This is a genomic window from Chitinimonas sp., from assembly GCF_036568685.1.
Lineage (GTDB): Bacteria > Pseudomonadota > Gammaproteobacteria > Burkholderiales > Chitinimonadaceae > Chitinimonas.
The window spans coordinates 13,306-27,825 of record NZ_DATCSC010000157.1 but is presented as its reverse complement, the minus strand read 5'-3'; the positions used below and the strand labels follow the sequence as shown (position 1 = coordinate 27,825).

Here is a 14,520-nt window from a genome sequence, read left to right as displayed (position 1 = left end):
AGGAGTACGCCATGGAAGTCTTCCGCCACACCGTCGAGGTCCGTTGGGCTGATTGCGATGCCAACCAGCATGTGCGCCACAGCGCCTATGCTGACTTCTGCACCCATGCCCGTATCGAGTGGCTGCGCCTGCATGGCTTTCCCTTCGAGCAATTCCAGCAGCGCGCCTTTGGCCCGGTGATCTTCAAGGAGTGGACCGAGTACTTCAAGGAAGTGAAGATGAGCGAGCGGCTGACCATCGAGGTCAAGATCGCCGCCCTCTCCGCCGACAGCAGCCGCTTTGCCATCCGCCATGAGATCTACAAGGAAGACGGCCGCCTAGCTGCCCGGCACGAAGTCAACGGCGCCTGGCTGGACCTGCGTCAGCGCAAGCTGACCCTGCCACCGCCGGAGCTGCACAGCATCTTTGTCGACCTGGCCCGTACCGAAGACTTCGCCGATATCCCGCTCAAGCAGGCTTGAACCTCAGCTTCAGAGAAATAAGAAGCGCCAGAGGAAGTAGACCGCCAGCCCGCCGCCGATGGCGGCGAGCAGCTGCTTGTAGCGCCAGGCAATCAGCCCGCTGGTCAACGCCCCCATCAGCCAGGCATTGCGCCAGTCCAGCTGCCAGTGCTGACCATCGGGCAGCAGCACCATGGGCACGGTAATAGCCGTCAGTACCGCCACTGGCACATAGTGCAGGGCGCGCTTGACCAAGGGCGGAAAACGCACCTTGTCGCCCAGGGCAAAGAAGGAATAGCGGATCAGAAAGGTCACGGCCGTCATCCCGGCGATCACAGCAAGCTCATAGCGGCTCATACCGGTTCCCCATGTCTTCTGCCGCCTTGCGCGGCGCCCCTTCACCATCCGCCACCGTCTTGCGCGACTCCAGGCAAACACCCACCACCACCCCCGCCAGCGCGGCCAGCATCAGGCCCAGTTTGTAATCGAGATTGCGCGCCAGGAGCGCCACCGTGGCAGCGGCCAGGGCAGCAGCCACCATGGGTACGTTGCGCAGCATGGGCACCACGATGCCGGTGAAGGTGGCCGCCATGGCGAACTCCAACCCCAGCTTGTCCAAACCCTCTACCGAGCGGCCCAGTAGCACACCTGCCAGGGTCCAGAACAGCCAGTTGCAGTACATGGCCAGGCTGGAGCCCAGGTGGTACCAGTGCTTGTGGGGTGCATCATCCGCCTGCCCGTAACGGTGCTGCACCACCGCAAAGGTCTCGTCAGTCAGCCAGAAGGCGAGTGGGATGCGCCAGCGCTGGCCCAGGCCGGCCACATAGGGCAGCAGGGTGGCCGAGTAGAGCGCATGGCGCAGGTTGACCACCAGGGTGGTGAGCACGATCACCGCCAGACCTGCGCCGCTCGCCAGCAAGGTCAGCGCAATAAACTGCGAGGAACCGGCAAATACGAACAGCGACATGCCGAGCGCGCCGAAAACCGACAGGCCGCTCGGGGCCGCCAACGTGCCAAAGATCACGCCAAAGGGTGCAGCGCCCACCAGCATGGGCAGGGAGTCTCGCGCGCCGTGCCAGAGTTCGGTCCGGCGGCTGGGGTGGGGTTGGGTCATGCGTACTACCTCCTGCACCCACTCTACTCAGCTGCTGGCGAACCGTATTGAACGATCTTGCGGCGCCCACCACGCCCGGCGCCGCTAACAAAACCCAGCGCAGCGGTTCTGGCTTCCCCGCAGCGAGGAGGCCGTGGTGGTAGCGCGCTAAAGCGCCGACAACCACGCTCAGGCGTGCAACGGGCAGTACGATTGGTACGGCAAGCGCGTACAACAACGCCAGAAGGGTTTTGATCAACGGCGCTCAGGCGGCCTGGCGGTATTGGCCGGGCGTCACACCGAAGGCACGCTTGAACTGTCGTCCCAGGTGGGCCTGGTCGGCAAAGCCAAGCACTGCCGCCAGCTCGGCCATGGGCAAGGGGCCGCGCAGCAGGGTCTTGGCCCGTGCCAGCCGCACCTGGGTCACATAGGCATGCGGTGGCAAGCCCATCTGCTCGCGGAATACCCGATTCAAATGCCAGGGGCTGAGGCCGACCTGGCTGGCGAGCTCGCTCAACGAGGGCGTATCGGCAAAGCGCTCGCGCAGTACGTCCCGCACCTGGCGCACTGCGCCACGCTCAGCCGCAGGCTGCCGCACGGTGCGGTGGCCTTGGGCATGCCGCTGCAAGAGCTGGCTGATCACTTCATACCAACGTGACTCACGTTCCAGTGCACTCACCTCATGACTCAGCGCATAGTGCAGCCCCCGCAACGGCACGATCAGCTCCGGGTCGCGGATAATGGCCTCGGGGAAATAAGGCGTGCCGCCTTGCCAGCTGCCCATGGCCTGGCACACCGTCTGCACCAGGCCCGGGTCGGCATAGAACACCCGGTAGCTCCAGCCATCCTCGTCCGCCCGGCTACCGGTATGGACCTCATCGGGGTTGACCAGGGCAATGGTACCGGCCGGTGCATGGTGCTCGGTGCCGCGGTAATAAAAGCGTTCGGCCCCCTGCTCGATCAGGGCGATGCAATAGCCCTCATGCACATGGGGTGAGAATTCGTGGTCGTAGTAGTGCGCCGTCAACAGCTCCAGCCCATCGAACGCTTCAGGACGATGGAAGGCGACAAATTCGGCGGTGGGGTCCGGCACAGCCATGCAGGTCTCACAACATTGAGTTCGCGCAAGTGGCAAAGGCGCACGATAGGCCACTATCATCGCATCATGCTACGAATCCTGCCGCTTCTGCTCGCCGTCTGGCTGCAATCGCCCGCCTGGGCGGCCGAGAGGGTACGCATAGGCGCGGAAAACGACTGGTTCCCCTACTCTGCCGAGCTCGACGGCAAGCCGGTCGGTATGGCGGTGGAGTTGGTCCGCGCCGCCTTTGAACAAGTGGGTATTGAGGTAGAACTGGTCCCCCTGCCCTACGCCCGCTGTATGAAACTGGCCCGCGAGAGCCAGATCGCCGGCTGCTTCGATACCCTGCGCAACCCGCTGCTGGAAAAGCAGTACCGCTGGCACCGCCAACCGCTCTTCAAGGCCCGTATCGATATCTACGCGCCCATCAACCACCCTGACCTGCCAGTCAGTCTGCGGGAACTGCACGGCAAACGGCTGGCCGTTACCAATGGCTACGACTATGGCGAGGCTTTCGACAGCGACGCTACCCTGCAGCGCGACATGGGGAATTCCGACCTCTATGCCTTGCGCAAGCTGGCGGCAGGGCGGGTGGACTACGCCCTGGTCTACGACCGTATCGCCAGCCATCTGGCCCGCAGCCATCCGGACCTGCGCGGCCGCTTCAAGTCGGTGGGCACCTTGATAGAGCCGGACATCTACCTCTCCTTCGCGCCCCGCTACCCCAAGATTGAGCAGCTGATTACCCGCTTTGACGAGGGCTTTGCCAAACTCCAACAAAGCGGTCGCTACGCAGAGATTGAGGCCCGTTGGCGGTAGTAAGGCCTAAACTAAGCAGCAACCATTCGCTTCGACTGACGCGAACGTTAGCCGGCATCTGGCATAATCGCGGCTTCTTTGCTGTCTCCCGACCAGATCCATGCCGCACATCGCCAGCCACCGCTGGAGCCACCCGGCCTGTCGCGCCCCCCGAGTCCTGCACCGTTGGCTGGTCCATCCCGGCTCGTTGACCCAGCGCCTGAAGGCATACTTCCCCGACTTCCATGTCCGCCTGCTGAGCCAGCGCTATGCCCAGCCTGGGCGCGATGAGCTCAGGGCACTGGCCTTGCCACGCCGTAGCTTGGCGGTCATACGTGAAGTGGTACTTATGAGTGGCGACACTCCCTTGGTCTTCGCCCACTCGGTCATGCCACGCCAGGCGCTATTGCACGGCTTTCAGGGCTTGCGCCGGCAAGGTACCAAGTCCTTGGGCGCCACCCTGTTTGCCAATCCGCAGATACGGCGCAGCCGGCTGGCCTTCCGTGGCGTCGATCGCCGCCATCCGCTGCACGGCAAGGCCGAAAAGGCGGTCGGCAAGCTGCCCGCGCGGCTGTGGGCGCGTCGTTCGCGCTTTGAGCTCGGCACATCGCGCATACTGGTTACCGAAGTCTTCCTGCCCGCCGTCACGGAACAAGCCCGATGAACTGGACCTCGATCAAAGCCAAGCTCGACCTCTACGAACGCTTGATGCGCCTGCACAAGCCCATCGGCATCCTGCTGCTCCTGTGGCCTACCCTGTGGGGCATCTGGGTCGCCAGCGACGGCCGGCCCAACCCCATGATCCTGTGGATCTTCATCCTCGGCACCGTACTGATGCGTTCGGCCGGCTGTGTGATCAATGACTACGCCGACCAGGACTTCGACGGCAAGGTGGAGCGGACCAAGCTGCGCCCCATGGCAACCGGCGAAGTCAGCAAGAAGGAAGCGCTGCTGTTGGCCGGTGGCCTCGCCCTGCTGTCCTTCCTCTTGATCCTGCCGCTCAACAGGCTCACGCTGCTGATGTCGGTCCCGGCCCTGTTCCTGGCCGGCACCTATCCCTACACCAAGCGCTTCTTCCCCATCCCGCAGGCCTACCTCGGCATCGCCTTCAGCTTCGGCATCCCCATGGCCTTCGCCGCCATCCAGGGCAGCGTCCCGGCCATGGCCTGGGCCTTGCTGGTGGCCAATCTCTTCTGGGTGCTGGCCTATGACACCGAATACGCCATGGCCGACAAGCCGGACGACCTCAAGATCGGCATCAAGACCTCGGCCATCACCTTCGGCCGCTTTGACGCCGAGGCAGTCATGGTCTGCCACGCCCTCTTCGTCCTCGGCTTGGCCGCCATAGGCTGGTCACTCAAACGCGGTCCGCTGTGGTATGCCGGGCTCTTGCTTGCCGCCATCCTGATGGCGCTGCAGTACCGGCAGATCCGCGGTCGCGATCGCAATCGCTGCTTCCAGGCCTTCAATGACAACAACTGGGTCGGAGGCGTGGTCTTCGCCGGCCTGATCCTCGACTATTGGCTGCACTGGAAATTCTGAAGACGCGCGGCCGACCGCTCTCAGTCTTCAGGCCCGCATCAGCACCGACTGCTCCAAGGCCTGCATAAAGACGCGGGTCTTGGCAGGCATCAGCCGACGAGCCGGCATCAACGCATAGATACGCAGGTTCTCCGGTTGCTGCTCGGGTAGCACGCGGGCCAAGCGGCCCGCTGCTACCTCAGCCTCGCAATAGCGGTGCGAGATCACGCTCAGCCCCAAACCCGACAATACCGCCTGCACCCGCAGGCCGGCATTGGGCGTACGCAGGCGCGGTTGCAGCTCCACCGCCTCCCGCTGGCCCTTGGGGTCGATAAACGTCCACTGCGCCTCGGTGGGTGCGGCGATCAAGGGCCAGCCTGTCAAATCCGCCACCGTCCTCGGCTGGCCTAGCCGTGCCAGCAGGCTGGGTGCGCCATAGAGGCCCCGCTCTACCGCATAGACCGTCTTGGCGATCTGGCTGGAATCCGGCAGCGAGTCCGGCGTGATCGTAAAGGCAATGTCATAGCCCTCCGCCAACGGGTCTACCCGCCGCCCCACCACCTCCACCTCGATCTGTAGCTGCGGGTAATGCTGCAGCATATGGTTCACCACCTCACCAAGCTGGACCGCACCAAACTCATAGGGCGCGGCGATACGCAACACGCCGCGCGGTGCATCGCCCTGAGCCACCTCACCCTCGGCCACCTCCTCCAGCCGCTCGAACAAGGGGGCCAGCTCGCGCAGCAGTGCCTCACCGCGACCAGTCAGGCGCAGGCGGCGGGTACTACGCTCCAAGAGCCGTTCGCCCAACCGCCGCTCCAGCCGGGCCACAGCCTGGCTGATCGAGGACTTGGGCGCGTCCAGCCGCTCCGCCGCGCGGGTAAAGCTGCCCAAGGTCGCCACCAGCACAAAGGCGTGCCAGTCGTTCCAATCGTTTGTTCTCATAGACGAACAATCATTCCATAAACCGATATTTATCCACCATTACGCACAATATACCCTGTGCGCCATGACTACCACCGCCACCCTGCCCGCCCCGCTACTGAGCCTGCACCCCGAGATGGGCCGGCTGCATGTGCGCGCCTTCGGGCTGGTCATGGGCATGGTGGTCGGCCTCGATTTCATCGCCTCCTCCATGATCGGCGTGGCCGGCAACCACATACAGGGCGGTGTGCATGCCAGCCCTGAGGAATACCTCTGGGCGGTGACCATCTTCGCGGTCACCGCGGTCATGTCCAATCTCATCATCGGCCGGGTGGCGGGGCGGATCAGCTACCGCACGTTTACGCTCTGGGGCATCGTGGTGTTTGTACTGGGCGCCCTGCTCTGCGCCGCGGCCAACGGCATAGGCGTGCTCACCCTGGGCCGGGCGGTACAGGGCCTAGGTGGTGGTGGCCTCTTTACTGCCGCGCGGGTGGTCATGCAGCTCACCAGCAAGCCACAGGAGCGCGGCACCCTGTTCTGGGGCTTTGGCCTGGGTAGCTTCGGCCTTTTGGCCATGGCGCCCTGGGCGTCGGCCGAGCTGGTCGAGCTCTTTGACTGGCGCGCGGTCTTCCTCTTGCAGGCCGCCCTGGGTGCCCTGGTGTGGCCGCTAGTGTGGCTGACCTTTCCTTTACGCAAGCCAGCCGAGATCGCCGAGGACAAGCTCCGCTTCGGCCATCTCGATTGGCCCGCTGTACTGGCGGTCGGCGTGGGCACGCTCTTGTGCCTGCATATCGTGCAGGACTTCCGCTACTTCCAACCTTCCGCCATCCATAGCGTGGTGATCAGCAGCTTCGTCGGCATCGGCCTGGTGCTCTTTATCGCCAGCCGGATGCATACCCACCCGGACCCCTGGCTGGACGTACGCCGCCTGGGCAGCCGCCGCTATCTGGTGGGGCTCACCTTCTACGGCCTCTTCTACCTGATCAGCGGCTACTGGAACCTGCTCTTGTCCGGTTTTCTGCAAAGCGGTCTGGGCTTCGATTTTTCCACCACCGGCCTGCTCATGACCCTGGGCGGCATCGCCACCGTCGCCATGCTGGTGCTCTACATGCTCAATACAGGCCGCTTGTTCCGCAAGAGGCGGGTGATCGTGGCAGGCTTTGCCGTGCTGGCCGTCGCTTCAAGCATGCTGGCCTCAGCCGCCATGCCGGGCGCCTCGACCACGGTGTTGCTGCCGGGCATCCTGCTGCAAGGCCTGACCTCAGTCCTGATCATGCTGCAGACCGCCACCATGACCTACCTCGACTTTGGCCACGAGGACTTCGCCCACGCCTACCAGCTCAAAAATATCCTGCGCGAGATCGCCACTGCCTTGGGTACCGGCCTTGCCAGCCTGATGCTGCAGAACGGCCGGGCCGAAGCTCGCACCGACCTGGTCGCACGCTTCGACAGCATCACCCTGGCGGGGCTCTACCCCGAGGGCGTCACCCCTCAGACGCTGGCGCAATGGTCAACCGAGATAGACCGCCAGGCCACCCTGATCGCCAGCAATCACCTCTTCCTGGCACTGGCCGCTCTCTCCATCGCCGCCGGCCTCTTTGCCGCCTGGCAGCGCAAGCTGCGGTAGCGGCCCAGCGGGCCGCTACCGGTCATCACTCCCGCCACTTCATGCCCTGAAATGGCTCGCTGCGCCCGGCCCATGCGGGCTTCGCCACGCCATTCAACTGGTACGAATGTACAAGCCAGGGTATGGACAAATTCAACCATCCAGCCGGCCAAACTACAGTTCGTCGCATCAGTTTTTGTATAGGCAAGTTGCCGCAGTAGCATGCCCGCGCGCTCGGGGGTGATCCTGCCGGCGCCAGATCATCCAACCATCCATACGAGGGAATGCCCATGAGCCGAGCGCTCGCCGCATTGACCGCCGCCCTGCTCGCCACCACCGTGGCGCAGGCGGCTACCGCCAGCAATACCCCCAAGACCGCCGCAGCCGACAGCGTGCCCGCCGTCTGGAACCTGAAGGCGCTGTTTGCCGACCAGGCCGCCTGGGAAGCCGAGCGCAAGGCCATCGCCGCCGAACTGCCAAGCCTGGCCGCCTACAAGGGCACTCTGGGCCGCGACGCCGCTTCCCTGCTGGCCGCGCTCGACAAACAGTCCAGCCTGCATATGCGTCTCGCGCGCCTGGCCGTCTACTCCGGCCTGAATGCCGATGAAGACACCCGCGTTGCCGCCAACCAGGCACAGGACCAACTGGCCAGCAACCTGCAGAACGAGCTGGGCGAGGCCACCGCCTACTTCTCGCCCGAGATCGCCGCCATCGGCAAGGAGCGCATTGCGGCCTTCCTGGCCCAGGAGCCCAAGCTCGCCAAGCACCGCTACTACCTCGAAAACACCCTGCGTCTGGCCGCCCACACCCTGGATCAGAAGGGCGAAGCCCTGCTGGCCGCCGCCAGCGCACCGCTGCAGCAGCCGGGCAACATCTACGGCCTCTTGGCCAATGCCGACATCCCCTGGCCCAGCCTGACCATCCGCGGCAAGAAGGTGCTGCTGGACCAGGAAGGCTATGTGGCCAACCGTGACGATCGCGACCCGGCCGTGCGCAAGAAGGTGTTCGACACCTTCTGGCCGGTCTTCAAGGCCTACGAGCGCACCATAGGCGCGACCTATGCCGCCAACCTGCGCGGCACCGTCTTCAATGCCAAGGCCCGCAACTACCCGAGCTCGCTGGCCGCAGCCCTCGGCCCCTACAACACCCCGGACGCTGTCTACCGCACCCTGGTGGCCGAGGCCAATGCCGGCCTGCCCACCTTGCACCGCTACTTCAACCTCAGCAAGAAGCTGCTGGGCCTGAAGGAGATGCGCTACTCCGACGTCTACGTGCCGCTGGCCAAACCGCCGCGCAAGTACAGCCTGGCCGAGGCCGAGCAGCTGACCCTGCAGGGCATCAAGCCGCTGGGCGAGGCCTATGGCCAGGACGTGGCCAAGGGCTTTGCCGAGGCCTGGATGCACGCCACACCGCAGCGCGGCAAGCGCTCGGGCGCCTACATGAATGGTGCCGCCTACGAGGTGCACCCCTTCGTGCTGATGAGCTTCAACGGTGGCTACGACAGCGTCTCCACCCTGGCGCACGAGTGGGGCCACGCCATGCACAGCGTGCTGGCCAACCGCGCCCAGCCTTACGAGACTGCCGACTACGCGCTTTTCATCGCCGAGATCCCCTCGACCACCAACGAGATGCTGCTGGCCGACTATGTGATCGCCAACGCCAAGACCCGTGAAGAGAAGATCTTTGCCTTGAGCCAGGAGCTGGAGCTCCTGCGCGGCACTTTCTTCCGCCAGGCCATGTTTGCCGAGTTCGAACTGACCGCCCACGAAGCCATGGAAAAGGGTGAGGCTCTGACCGGCGAACGCCTGACCGCGATCTACCTTGACCTGCTCAAGCGCTACCACGGCGACGCCAAGGGCGTGGTGAAGATTGACCCGCTGTACGGCGTGGAATGGGCCTATATCCCCCACTTCTACAACGACTTCTATGTCTTCCAGTACGCCACCTCGATCAGCGCAGCCGCCTACTTTGCCGAAGGCATCGGCAAGGGTGACACCGCCCTGCGCGAGCGCTACTTCGACATGCTCAAGGCAGGTGGCTCGAACGATCCCTACCTGATCGTCAAGCAGGCAGGTCTGGACATGGCTACCCCGGCGCCCTACCGCGCCCTGGTCAAGCGCATGGACCACCTGATGGATCAGCTCGAAGCCATCGAAGCCGGCAAGTAAGACGCTGACGGCAGCCAGCTGCCGTTCGGCTGGAAAACGCCAAAAACGACGGGGATGCCGGCATCCCCGTCTACCATGAAATTCCCGCAGCAACCGCCAGCGCCTGCAAGGGTGCCGTGCTCCGACCATGTCCTGCCGCCCCGCCAACGTCTTTATCGTCGACGATTCGCGCGTGATCCAGTGCCTGCTCGAAGACATGCTCAGCGAACTACCCAGCGCCCGCCTGGTGGGCAAGGCCGAAACCGCCGACGAGGCGATCGCCGGCATCTTGCAGAGCCATCCGGACTGCGTCTTTCTCGACCTCAACCTGCGCCAGGGCACCGGCCTTTCGGTACTGCAGGCGGTCCACCCCCAGGCCCCCGAGATCGTGTTCGTGGTCATGACCAATAACGAGGGCGAACGCTATCGCCAGGCCTGCATGGCGGCCGGCGCCGACCATTTTCTCGACAAGACCAATGAACTGGGCAAGCTGCGCTACACGCTGGACTGTCTGGATCTCAAATAGGCGAAAATCGCGCCGCTGGAAATGAAAAAAACGGATGCACCTAGGCATCCGTTTCTTCATCCAAGCAGCGCTCGGTCTCTGATCAATGCGCACCGCCCGCATCGGCTGCAGCCGAGCCGCCACCACCGCTGGGCTTGGCCAGCCAGAGCAGGACAATCAGCACCACAAACAGCGAACCCGAGAGGTAGAAGAAGTCCGCCGCCGAGAGCGTGAAAGCCTGCACATTGATGCTGCGGTCTATCACTCCCAGCGCCTGGTCCTGGCTCATGCCCAGGCTACGCAGGTTGGCGATGGCCGAGCCCGCGGCCGGATCGAAATTGGTGATGTGCTCGGTCAGCCGGGCATGGTGGTGCGCCGCACGGTTCTCCCACATGGTGGTCGAGACCGAAGCCCCGAAGGCACCGCAGGTGATACGCACGAAGTTGGCCAGACCCGAAGCCGCCGGCACCCGGTCCGGCGTCAGGCCCGAGAGCGTCAGCGCCGTCAGCGGCACGAAGAAGGTCGCCATGGCCGCGCCCTGGATCAATTGCGGCAGCACGATATGCCACATATCGGTATCGGTGCTGAAGCCGGCCCGCATAAAGGACACGATGGCAAATATCGCGAACGAGAAGCTTGCCACGTAGCGCACGTCCACCCGGTGGATATTCATGCCCACCATGGGCGACATGAGGATGGCCAGCACCCCGATGGGCGCGGTCGCCAGACCCGCCCAAGTGGCGGTGTAGCCCATGTACTGCTGCAGCCACAGCGGCATCAGCACCACGTTGGCGAAGAACAGCCCGTAACCCAGCGAGAGCGCGATCACCCCGATGCTGAAGTTGGGTCGTGCAAAGAGCTTGATGTCCACGATGGGGTGCTTCTCGGTCAGCTCCCATACCAGGAAGAAGGCAAAGCCGACCAGCGCCACCACGCCCAACAGGATGATCTCGCCCGAATTGAACCAGTCAAGCTCCTTGCCCTTGTCGAGCATGATCTGCAAGGCCGCCACCCAGATCACCAACAGGGCCAGACCCACGGTGTCGATAGGCAGCTTGCGGGTGGGTGACTCACGCTTGTGCAGCAGTGTCCAGGTCAGCCAGGCGGCGAACAGGCCGGTCGGGATATTGATATAGAAGATCCACGGCCAGGACAGGTTGTCCGACAGCCAGCCCCCCAAAATCGGCCCCATGACCGGCGCCACCAGCGTGGTCATGGCCCACATGGCGAGCGCCAGGCCCCCTTTGGACTTGGGATAGCTGGACAGCAAGAGCGCCTGCGACAGCGGGATCATGGGTCCCGCCACGAGGCCCTGCAGCACCCGGAAGGCGATCAGCATTTCCAGGCTGGAAGCGGCACCGCACAAAAAGGACGCCAGCACGAACAGCAGGATGGAGGTGGTAAAGAGCTTCACCTGCCCAAAGCGCTGGGTCAGCCAGCCGGTCAGCGGCACGGCAATGGCATTGGCCACCGCGAAGGAAGTGATCACCCAGGTACCCTGGTTGGGCGAAACACCCAGGTCTCCGGCAATCGAGGGGATGGACACGTTGGCAATGGTCGTGTCCAGCACATTCATAAAGGTGGCCAGCGACAGGGCGACGGTCGCCCAGATCAGCTGCGCACCCTTGAGCGGAGGATGGCTCTGTGGAGCACTCATGGCAAACTCCCTGACCCGGCCGTGGCCGGATCACTGTAGGGGACGCCCTCCCCGCCCAGGGCGGGGAGGCTCAGGGTAATACGGCGACCCGGTTTACTGGCCAGCCTCGTTGGTCAGCGCCTCGGCCGCCTTGCCGTCAGCCGCCTTCAAGAGGCCGTCGTAGACGCGGGTCTCGGCCACCGGGGTGGCGCGCTTGGCGGTTGCCAGCAGCGGGCCGCTGCGGTCATGCGTCTCGACTTCCGCACGCATGGAGAGACCCACGCGCAGCGGGTGCTCGGTCACTTCCTTGGGGTCCAGGGCAATACGTACCGGCAGGCGCTGCACCACCTTGATCCAGTTGCCAGTGGCGTTCTGTGCCGGCAGCAAGGAGAAAGCGGCGCCGGTACCGGCGGCAAAGCCGGCGACCTTGCCGTGGTAGACCACGTCGCTGCCATAGACGTCAGCCTGCAGGGTCACCGGCTGGCCAATGCGCATATCGGCGAGCTGGCTTTCCTTGAAGTTGGCATCCACCCACAGCTGGTCCAGCGGCACGATGGCCATCAGCGGCGCGCCGATATTGACGCGCTGGCCGGGCTGGGCAGCGCGGCGGGCAATAAAGCCGCTGACCGGTGCCGGCACGGTGGCGCGGCTCAGGGTGAGCTGGGCTTCCTTGATCTTGAGTGCAGCGCGCTGCACATTGGGGTGGCTCTTGGGCGTGGTGTGGTCGATCAGCGCCTTGTTGGCCGCCAGCTGCTCACGGGCAGCAGCCAGGTTGGCATCGGCCACCTTGACCGCGTCCTTGGCGTGCTGGATCTCTTCCGCCGCCACAGCGCCGGTACCGGCCAGGGCCTGGCGGCGCTGCAGGTCATCACGGGCCTTGGCAAGGTCGGTCTCGCGCAGGGTCACGGCCGCTTGCAGGCTGCCATTGTTGGCAAACAGGGTACGCACTTCGCGCACCGTCTGGCCAAGCTGGGCCTGGGCGGTTTCCAGCGCCAGTTGCGAGTCGGCGCTATCGAGTACCACCAGGGGCTGGCCGGCCTGCACAAAGTCGGTATCGTCCGCGGCGATGCTGATGATGGTGCCGGCAGCCTGCGGCGTTACCTGCACGACATTGCCCTGTACATAGGCATTGTCGGTCTCGACATAGTAGCGACCGTGGCTGTACCAGTAGACGCCGTAGGCAACGGCACCAGTCGCAAAGATGCCGGCGACCGCCAGCATCAGGGGCTTGCGCTTGCCGTTGGACTGCTCTTGAACCGGGGTGGTAGTGGGGGTGGTCATGTCGGTGCTCCGGAGAGTGAATGCTGTCGGTTTGGCGCTTAGTGCGCGGCTGCGGTATTCGATGCGGTCGTGGCTTGCTGGCTGCTGAAGCCGCCACCCAGGGCGCGATTCAGGTCCACCCAGGCCAAGCGGCTGCGGGCGGCAAGCTCCACGCCGCTGCGCTGCTGGCTCAGCAGGCGGTCTTCCACCACCAGCACAGCCAGCTGATTGCCTATGCCCTTGGCGTAGCGCACTTCGGCGATCTGGTAGGCGTCACGCAGGTCGGCCTCGGCCAGCTTCTGTTCCTGCTGCTGGCGCACGATGGCCTGCTGGCTGGTGGCGGCATCGGCCACCTCGCGGAAGGCATCGACCACCAGGGCGTTGTACTGCGCGACCGCGCTGTCAAAGTCGGTCTGGCTCACCCGCAGGTTGGAGCGCAACCGGCCACCGTCAAAGATGGGCAGGCGTAGCGCAGGGCCAACGCCGGCAATGCGGCTGCCACCCTCGAGCACGTTGTCGAGGCCCAGTGCCTGGAAGCCCAGGAAACCCACCAGGTTGATGTTGGGGTAGAACAAGGTCTTGGCGTAATCGATGTCACGTAGCGAAGCATCCAGACGGGCCTGCTGGGCGGCAATATCCGGGCGGCGCGCCACCAGCTCGGCCGGCAGGCTGCCCGGCAGGCCCATGGCGGCATTGGCAGCCAGTTGCGGACGGCCCAGCTTCTCGCCGCGCTCAGGGCCGGCACCGACCAAGGCCGCAATCTGGTTGCGCAGGAGTGCCAGGCGCTCGCGGCTGGCCTCGATCTCCTGGCGTATGGTCGCCACCCCGGCGGTCGCGACCTTGCTGTCGCTGACCGAATCGAGGCCAGCCTTGCTGCGCAAGGCACTCAGCTCAGCCACCCGCTCGCGCTGCTTGAGCGTGGCGGCCAGGAGGTCCTGACTGGCGTATTCACGGTCCAGCAGCACCCAGGCGCGGGTCAGGTTGGCGGCCAGCGCCAGCCTGACTGCCTGGGCTTCGTATTCGGCGGCACGGCCACGGCTCAATGCGGCATCGAGCTCAGACTTGTGCTTGCCGAAGAAGTCCAGCTCATAGCTGCCATCGAGCGCCAGACGGCCGGTGTTACGCACACTGCCGGCCAGCGGCGCGGGCTGCATATAGTTCTCGCTGAAGCGCTGGCGGGTGACCTCGGCCCCCAGGCTCAGTTGCGGCCCGGAGTTGGCATCTGCCACGCCGGCCAGGGCGCTGGCGCGCTCAATCCGTGCCTGCGCTGCTGCTAGGCTGGGGGATGCGGCCATGGCCTCGTCCACCAGGCGGTCAAGCTGACCATCGCCCAGTGCGGTCCACCACTGGCTCTGCGGCCAACGTGCCTGCTGGCTGGTCGCCAGGGTCTGGCCACCGGCCAGATTTTCGCCAGAGAGCGGCTTGCCGTGGGTCGTGCTGTTGCCCATGCTGGCGCAGGCGCTGAGTACCAGCGCCGCCAGCAGGGATAAGGTAAGAGATGGGGAACGCATG

The 14,520-nt window shown here is 64.7% G+C and carries 14 protein-coding genes; 7 read left to right on the top strand and 7 right to left on the bottom strand.

Annotation, left to right across the window (positions count from 1 at the left end; translation table 11 throughout):
* The coding region (locus VIM95_RS23060; RefSeq protein WP_331990451.1) for an acyl-CoA thioesterase at window positions 1-461 on the top strand (461 nt) is incomplete at its 5' end.
* A 9-nt stretch (window positions 462-470) separates the two neighbouring features.
* Here VIM95_RS23060 and VIM95_RS23055 read toward each other — a convergent pair.
* The 3 genes from VIM95_RS23055 to VIM95_RS23045 all read right to left on the bottom strand — a co-directional run bounded on the left by VIM95_RS23055 (window position 471) and on the right by VIM95_RS23045 (window position 2,632).
* The gene (locus tag VIM95_RS23055) at window positions 471-797 is read right to left on the bottom strand and encodes an AzlD domain-containing protein (protein WP_331990449.1); all 327 of its coding nucleotides are present in this window, start codon (window positions 795-797) and stop codon (window positions 471-473) included.
* On the bottom strand, window positions 784-1,554 hold the full coding sequence (locus VIM95_RS23050) for an AzlC family ABC transporter permease (RefSeq protein WP_331990447.1): 771 nt from the start codon (window positions 1,552-1,554) through the stop codon (window positions 784-786). Before VIM95_RS23050 ends, VIM95_RS23055 begins: the two co-directional genes overlap by 14 nt.
* Before the next feature lie 244 nt (window positions 1,555-1,798).
* Entirely contained in the window at window positions 1,799-2,632 is an 834-nt protein-coding gene (locus VIM95_RS23045; RefSeq protein WP_331990445.1) for an AraC family transcriptional regulator, read from the bottom strand.
* 66 nt (window positions 2,633-2,698) lie between these two features.
* On the opposite strand from VIM95_RS23045, the gene VIM95_RS23040 reads away from it, so the two are divergent.
* The 3 genes from VIM95_RS23040 to ubiA all read left to right on the top strand — a co-directional run bounded on the left by VIM95_RS23040 (window position 2,699) and on the right by ubiA (window position 4,951).
* Window positions 2,699-3,430 (top strand): substrate-binding periplasmic protein, encoded by a 732-nt coding sequence (locus VIM95_RS23040; protein WP_331990443.1) that lies wholly within the window; start codon window positions 2,699-2,701, stop codon window positions 3,428-3,430.
* A gap of 100 nt (window positions 3,431-3,530) precedes the next feature.
* Window positions 3,531-4,073 (top strand): chorismate--pyruvate lyase family protein, encoded by a 543-nt coding sequence (locus tag VIM95_RS23035; RefSeq protein ID WP_331990441.1) that lies wholly within the window; start codon window positions 3,531-3,533, stop codon window positions 4,071-4,073.
* Complete coding sequence (gene ubiA, locus VIM95_RS23030) at window positions 4,070-4,951, top strand: 4-hydroxybenzoate octaprenyltransferase (protein WP_331990439.1); 882 nt, start codon at window positions 4,070-4,072, stop codon at window positions 4,949-4,951. The genes VIM95_RS23035 and ubiA overlap by 4 nt, the downstream gene beginning before the upstream one ends.
* A 27-nt stretch (window positions 4,952-4,978) precedes the next feature.
* Here the strand turns inward: ubiA and VIM95_RS23025 are convergent, their stop codons facing one another.
* Complete coding sequence (locus VIM95_RS23025) at window positions 4,979-5,875, bottom strand: LysR family transcriptional regulator (protein WP_331990437.1); 897 nt, start codon at window positions 5,873-5,875, stop codon at window positions 4,979-4,981.
* Window positions 5,876-5,939: 64 nt separating this feature from the next.
* Between VIM95_RS23025 and VIM95_RS23020 the strand changes: the two genes are divergently transcribed.
* The 3 genes from VIM95_RS23020 to VIM95_RS23010 all read left to right on the top strand — a co-directional run bounded on the left by VIM95_RS23020 (window position 5,940) and on the right by VIM95_RS23010 (window position 10,133).
* The gene (locus VIM95_RS23020) at window positions 5,940-7,481 is read left to right on the top strand and encodes an MFS transporter (RefSeq protein ID WP_331990435.1); all 1,542 of its coding nucleotides are present in this window, start codon (window positions 5,940-5,942) and stop codon (window positions 7,479-7,481) included.
* A gap of 269 nt (window positions 7,482-7,750) precedes the next feature.
* Window positions 7,751-9,628: an oligoendopeptidase F gene (gene pepF, locus VIM95_RS23015; protein ID WP_331990433.1), complete on the top strand. Its 1,878-nt coding sequence runs from the start codon at window positions 7,751-7,753 to the stop codon at window positions 9,626-9,628.
* A gap of 127 nt (window positions 9,629-9,755) precedes the next feature.
* A complete protein-coding gene (locus VIM95_RS23010) occupies window positions 9,756-10,133 on the top strand; it encodes a response regulator (RefSeq protein WP_331990431.1) in 378 nt (125 codons plus the stop codon).
* 82 nt (window positions 10,134-10,215) lie between these two features.
* Here the strand turns inward: VIM95_RS23010 and VIM95_RS23005 are convergent, their stop codons facing one another.
* The 3 genes from VIM95_RS23005 to VIM95_RS22995 form a co-directional block, all read right to left on the bottom strand.
* Window positions 10,216-11,769, bottom strand: coding sequence for a DHA2 family efflux MFS transporter permease subunit (locus tag VIM95_RS23005; RefSeq protein ID WP_331990429.1), 1,554 nt, complete (start codon window positions 11,767-11,769; stop codon window positions 10,216-10,218).
* A 93-nt stretch (window positions 11,770-11,862) separates the two neighbouring features.
* Window positions 11,863-13,029, bottom strand: coding sequence for an HlyD family efflux transporter periplasmic adaptor subunit (locus VIM95_RS23000; protein ID WP_331990427.1), 1,167 nt, complete (start codon window positions 13,027-13,029; stop codon window positions 11,863-11,865).
* 38 nt (window positions 13,030-13,067) lie between these two features.
* Window positions 13,068-14,519 carry an efflux transporter outer membrane subunit gene (locus VIM95_RS22995; protein WP_331990425.1) on the bottom strand — a complete coding sequence of 484 codons (1,452 nt, stop codon included), beginning with the start codon at window positions 14,517-14,519 and terminating at the stop codon, window positions 13,068-13,070.
* Window position 14,520: the final 1 nt, after the last annotated feature.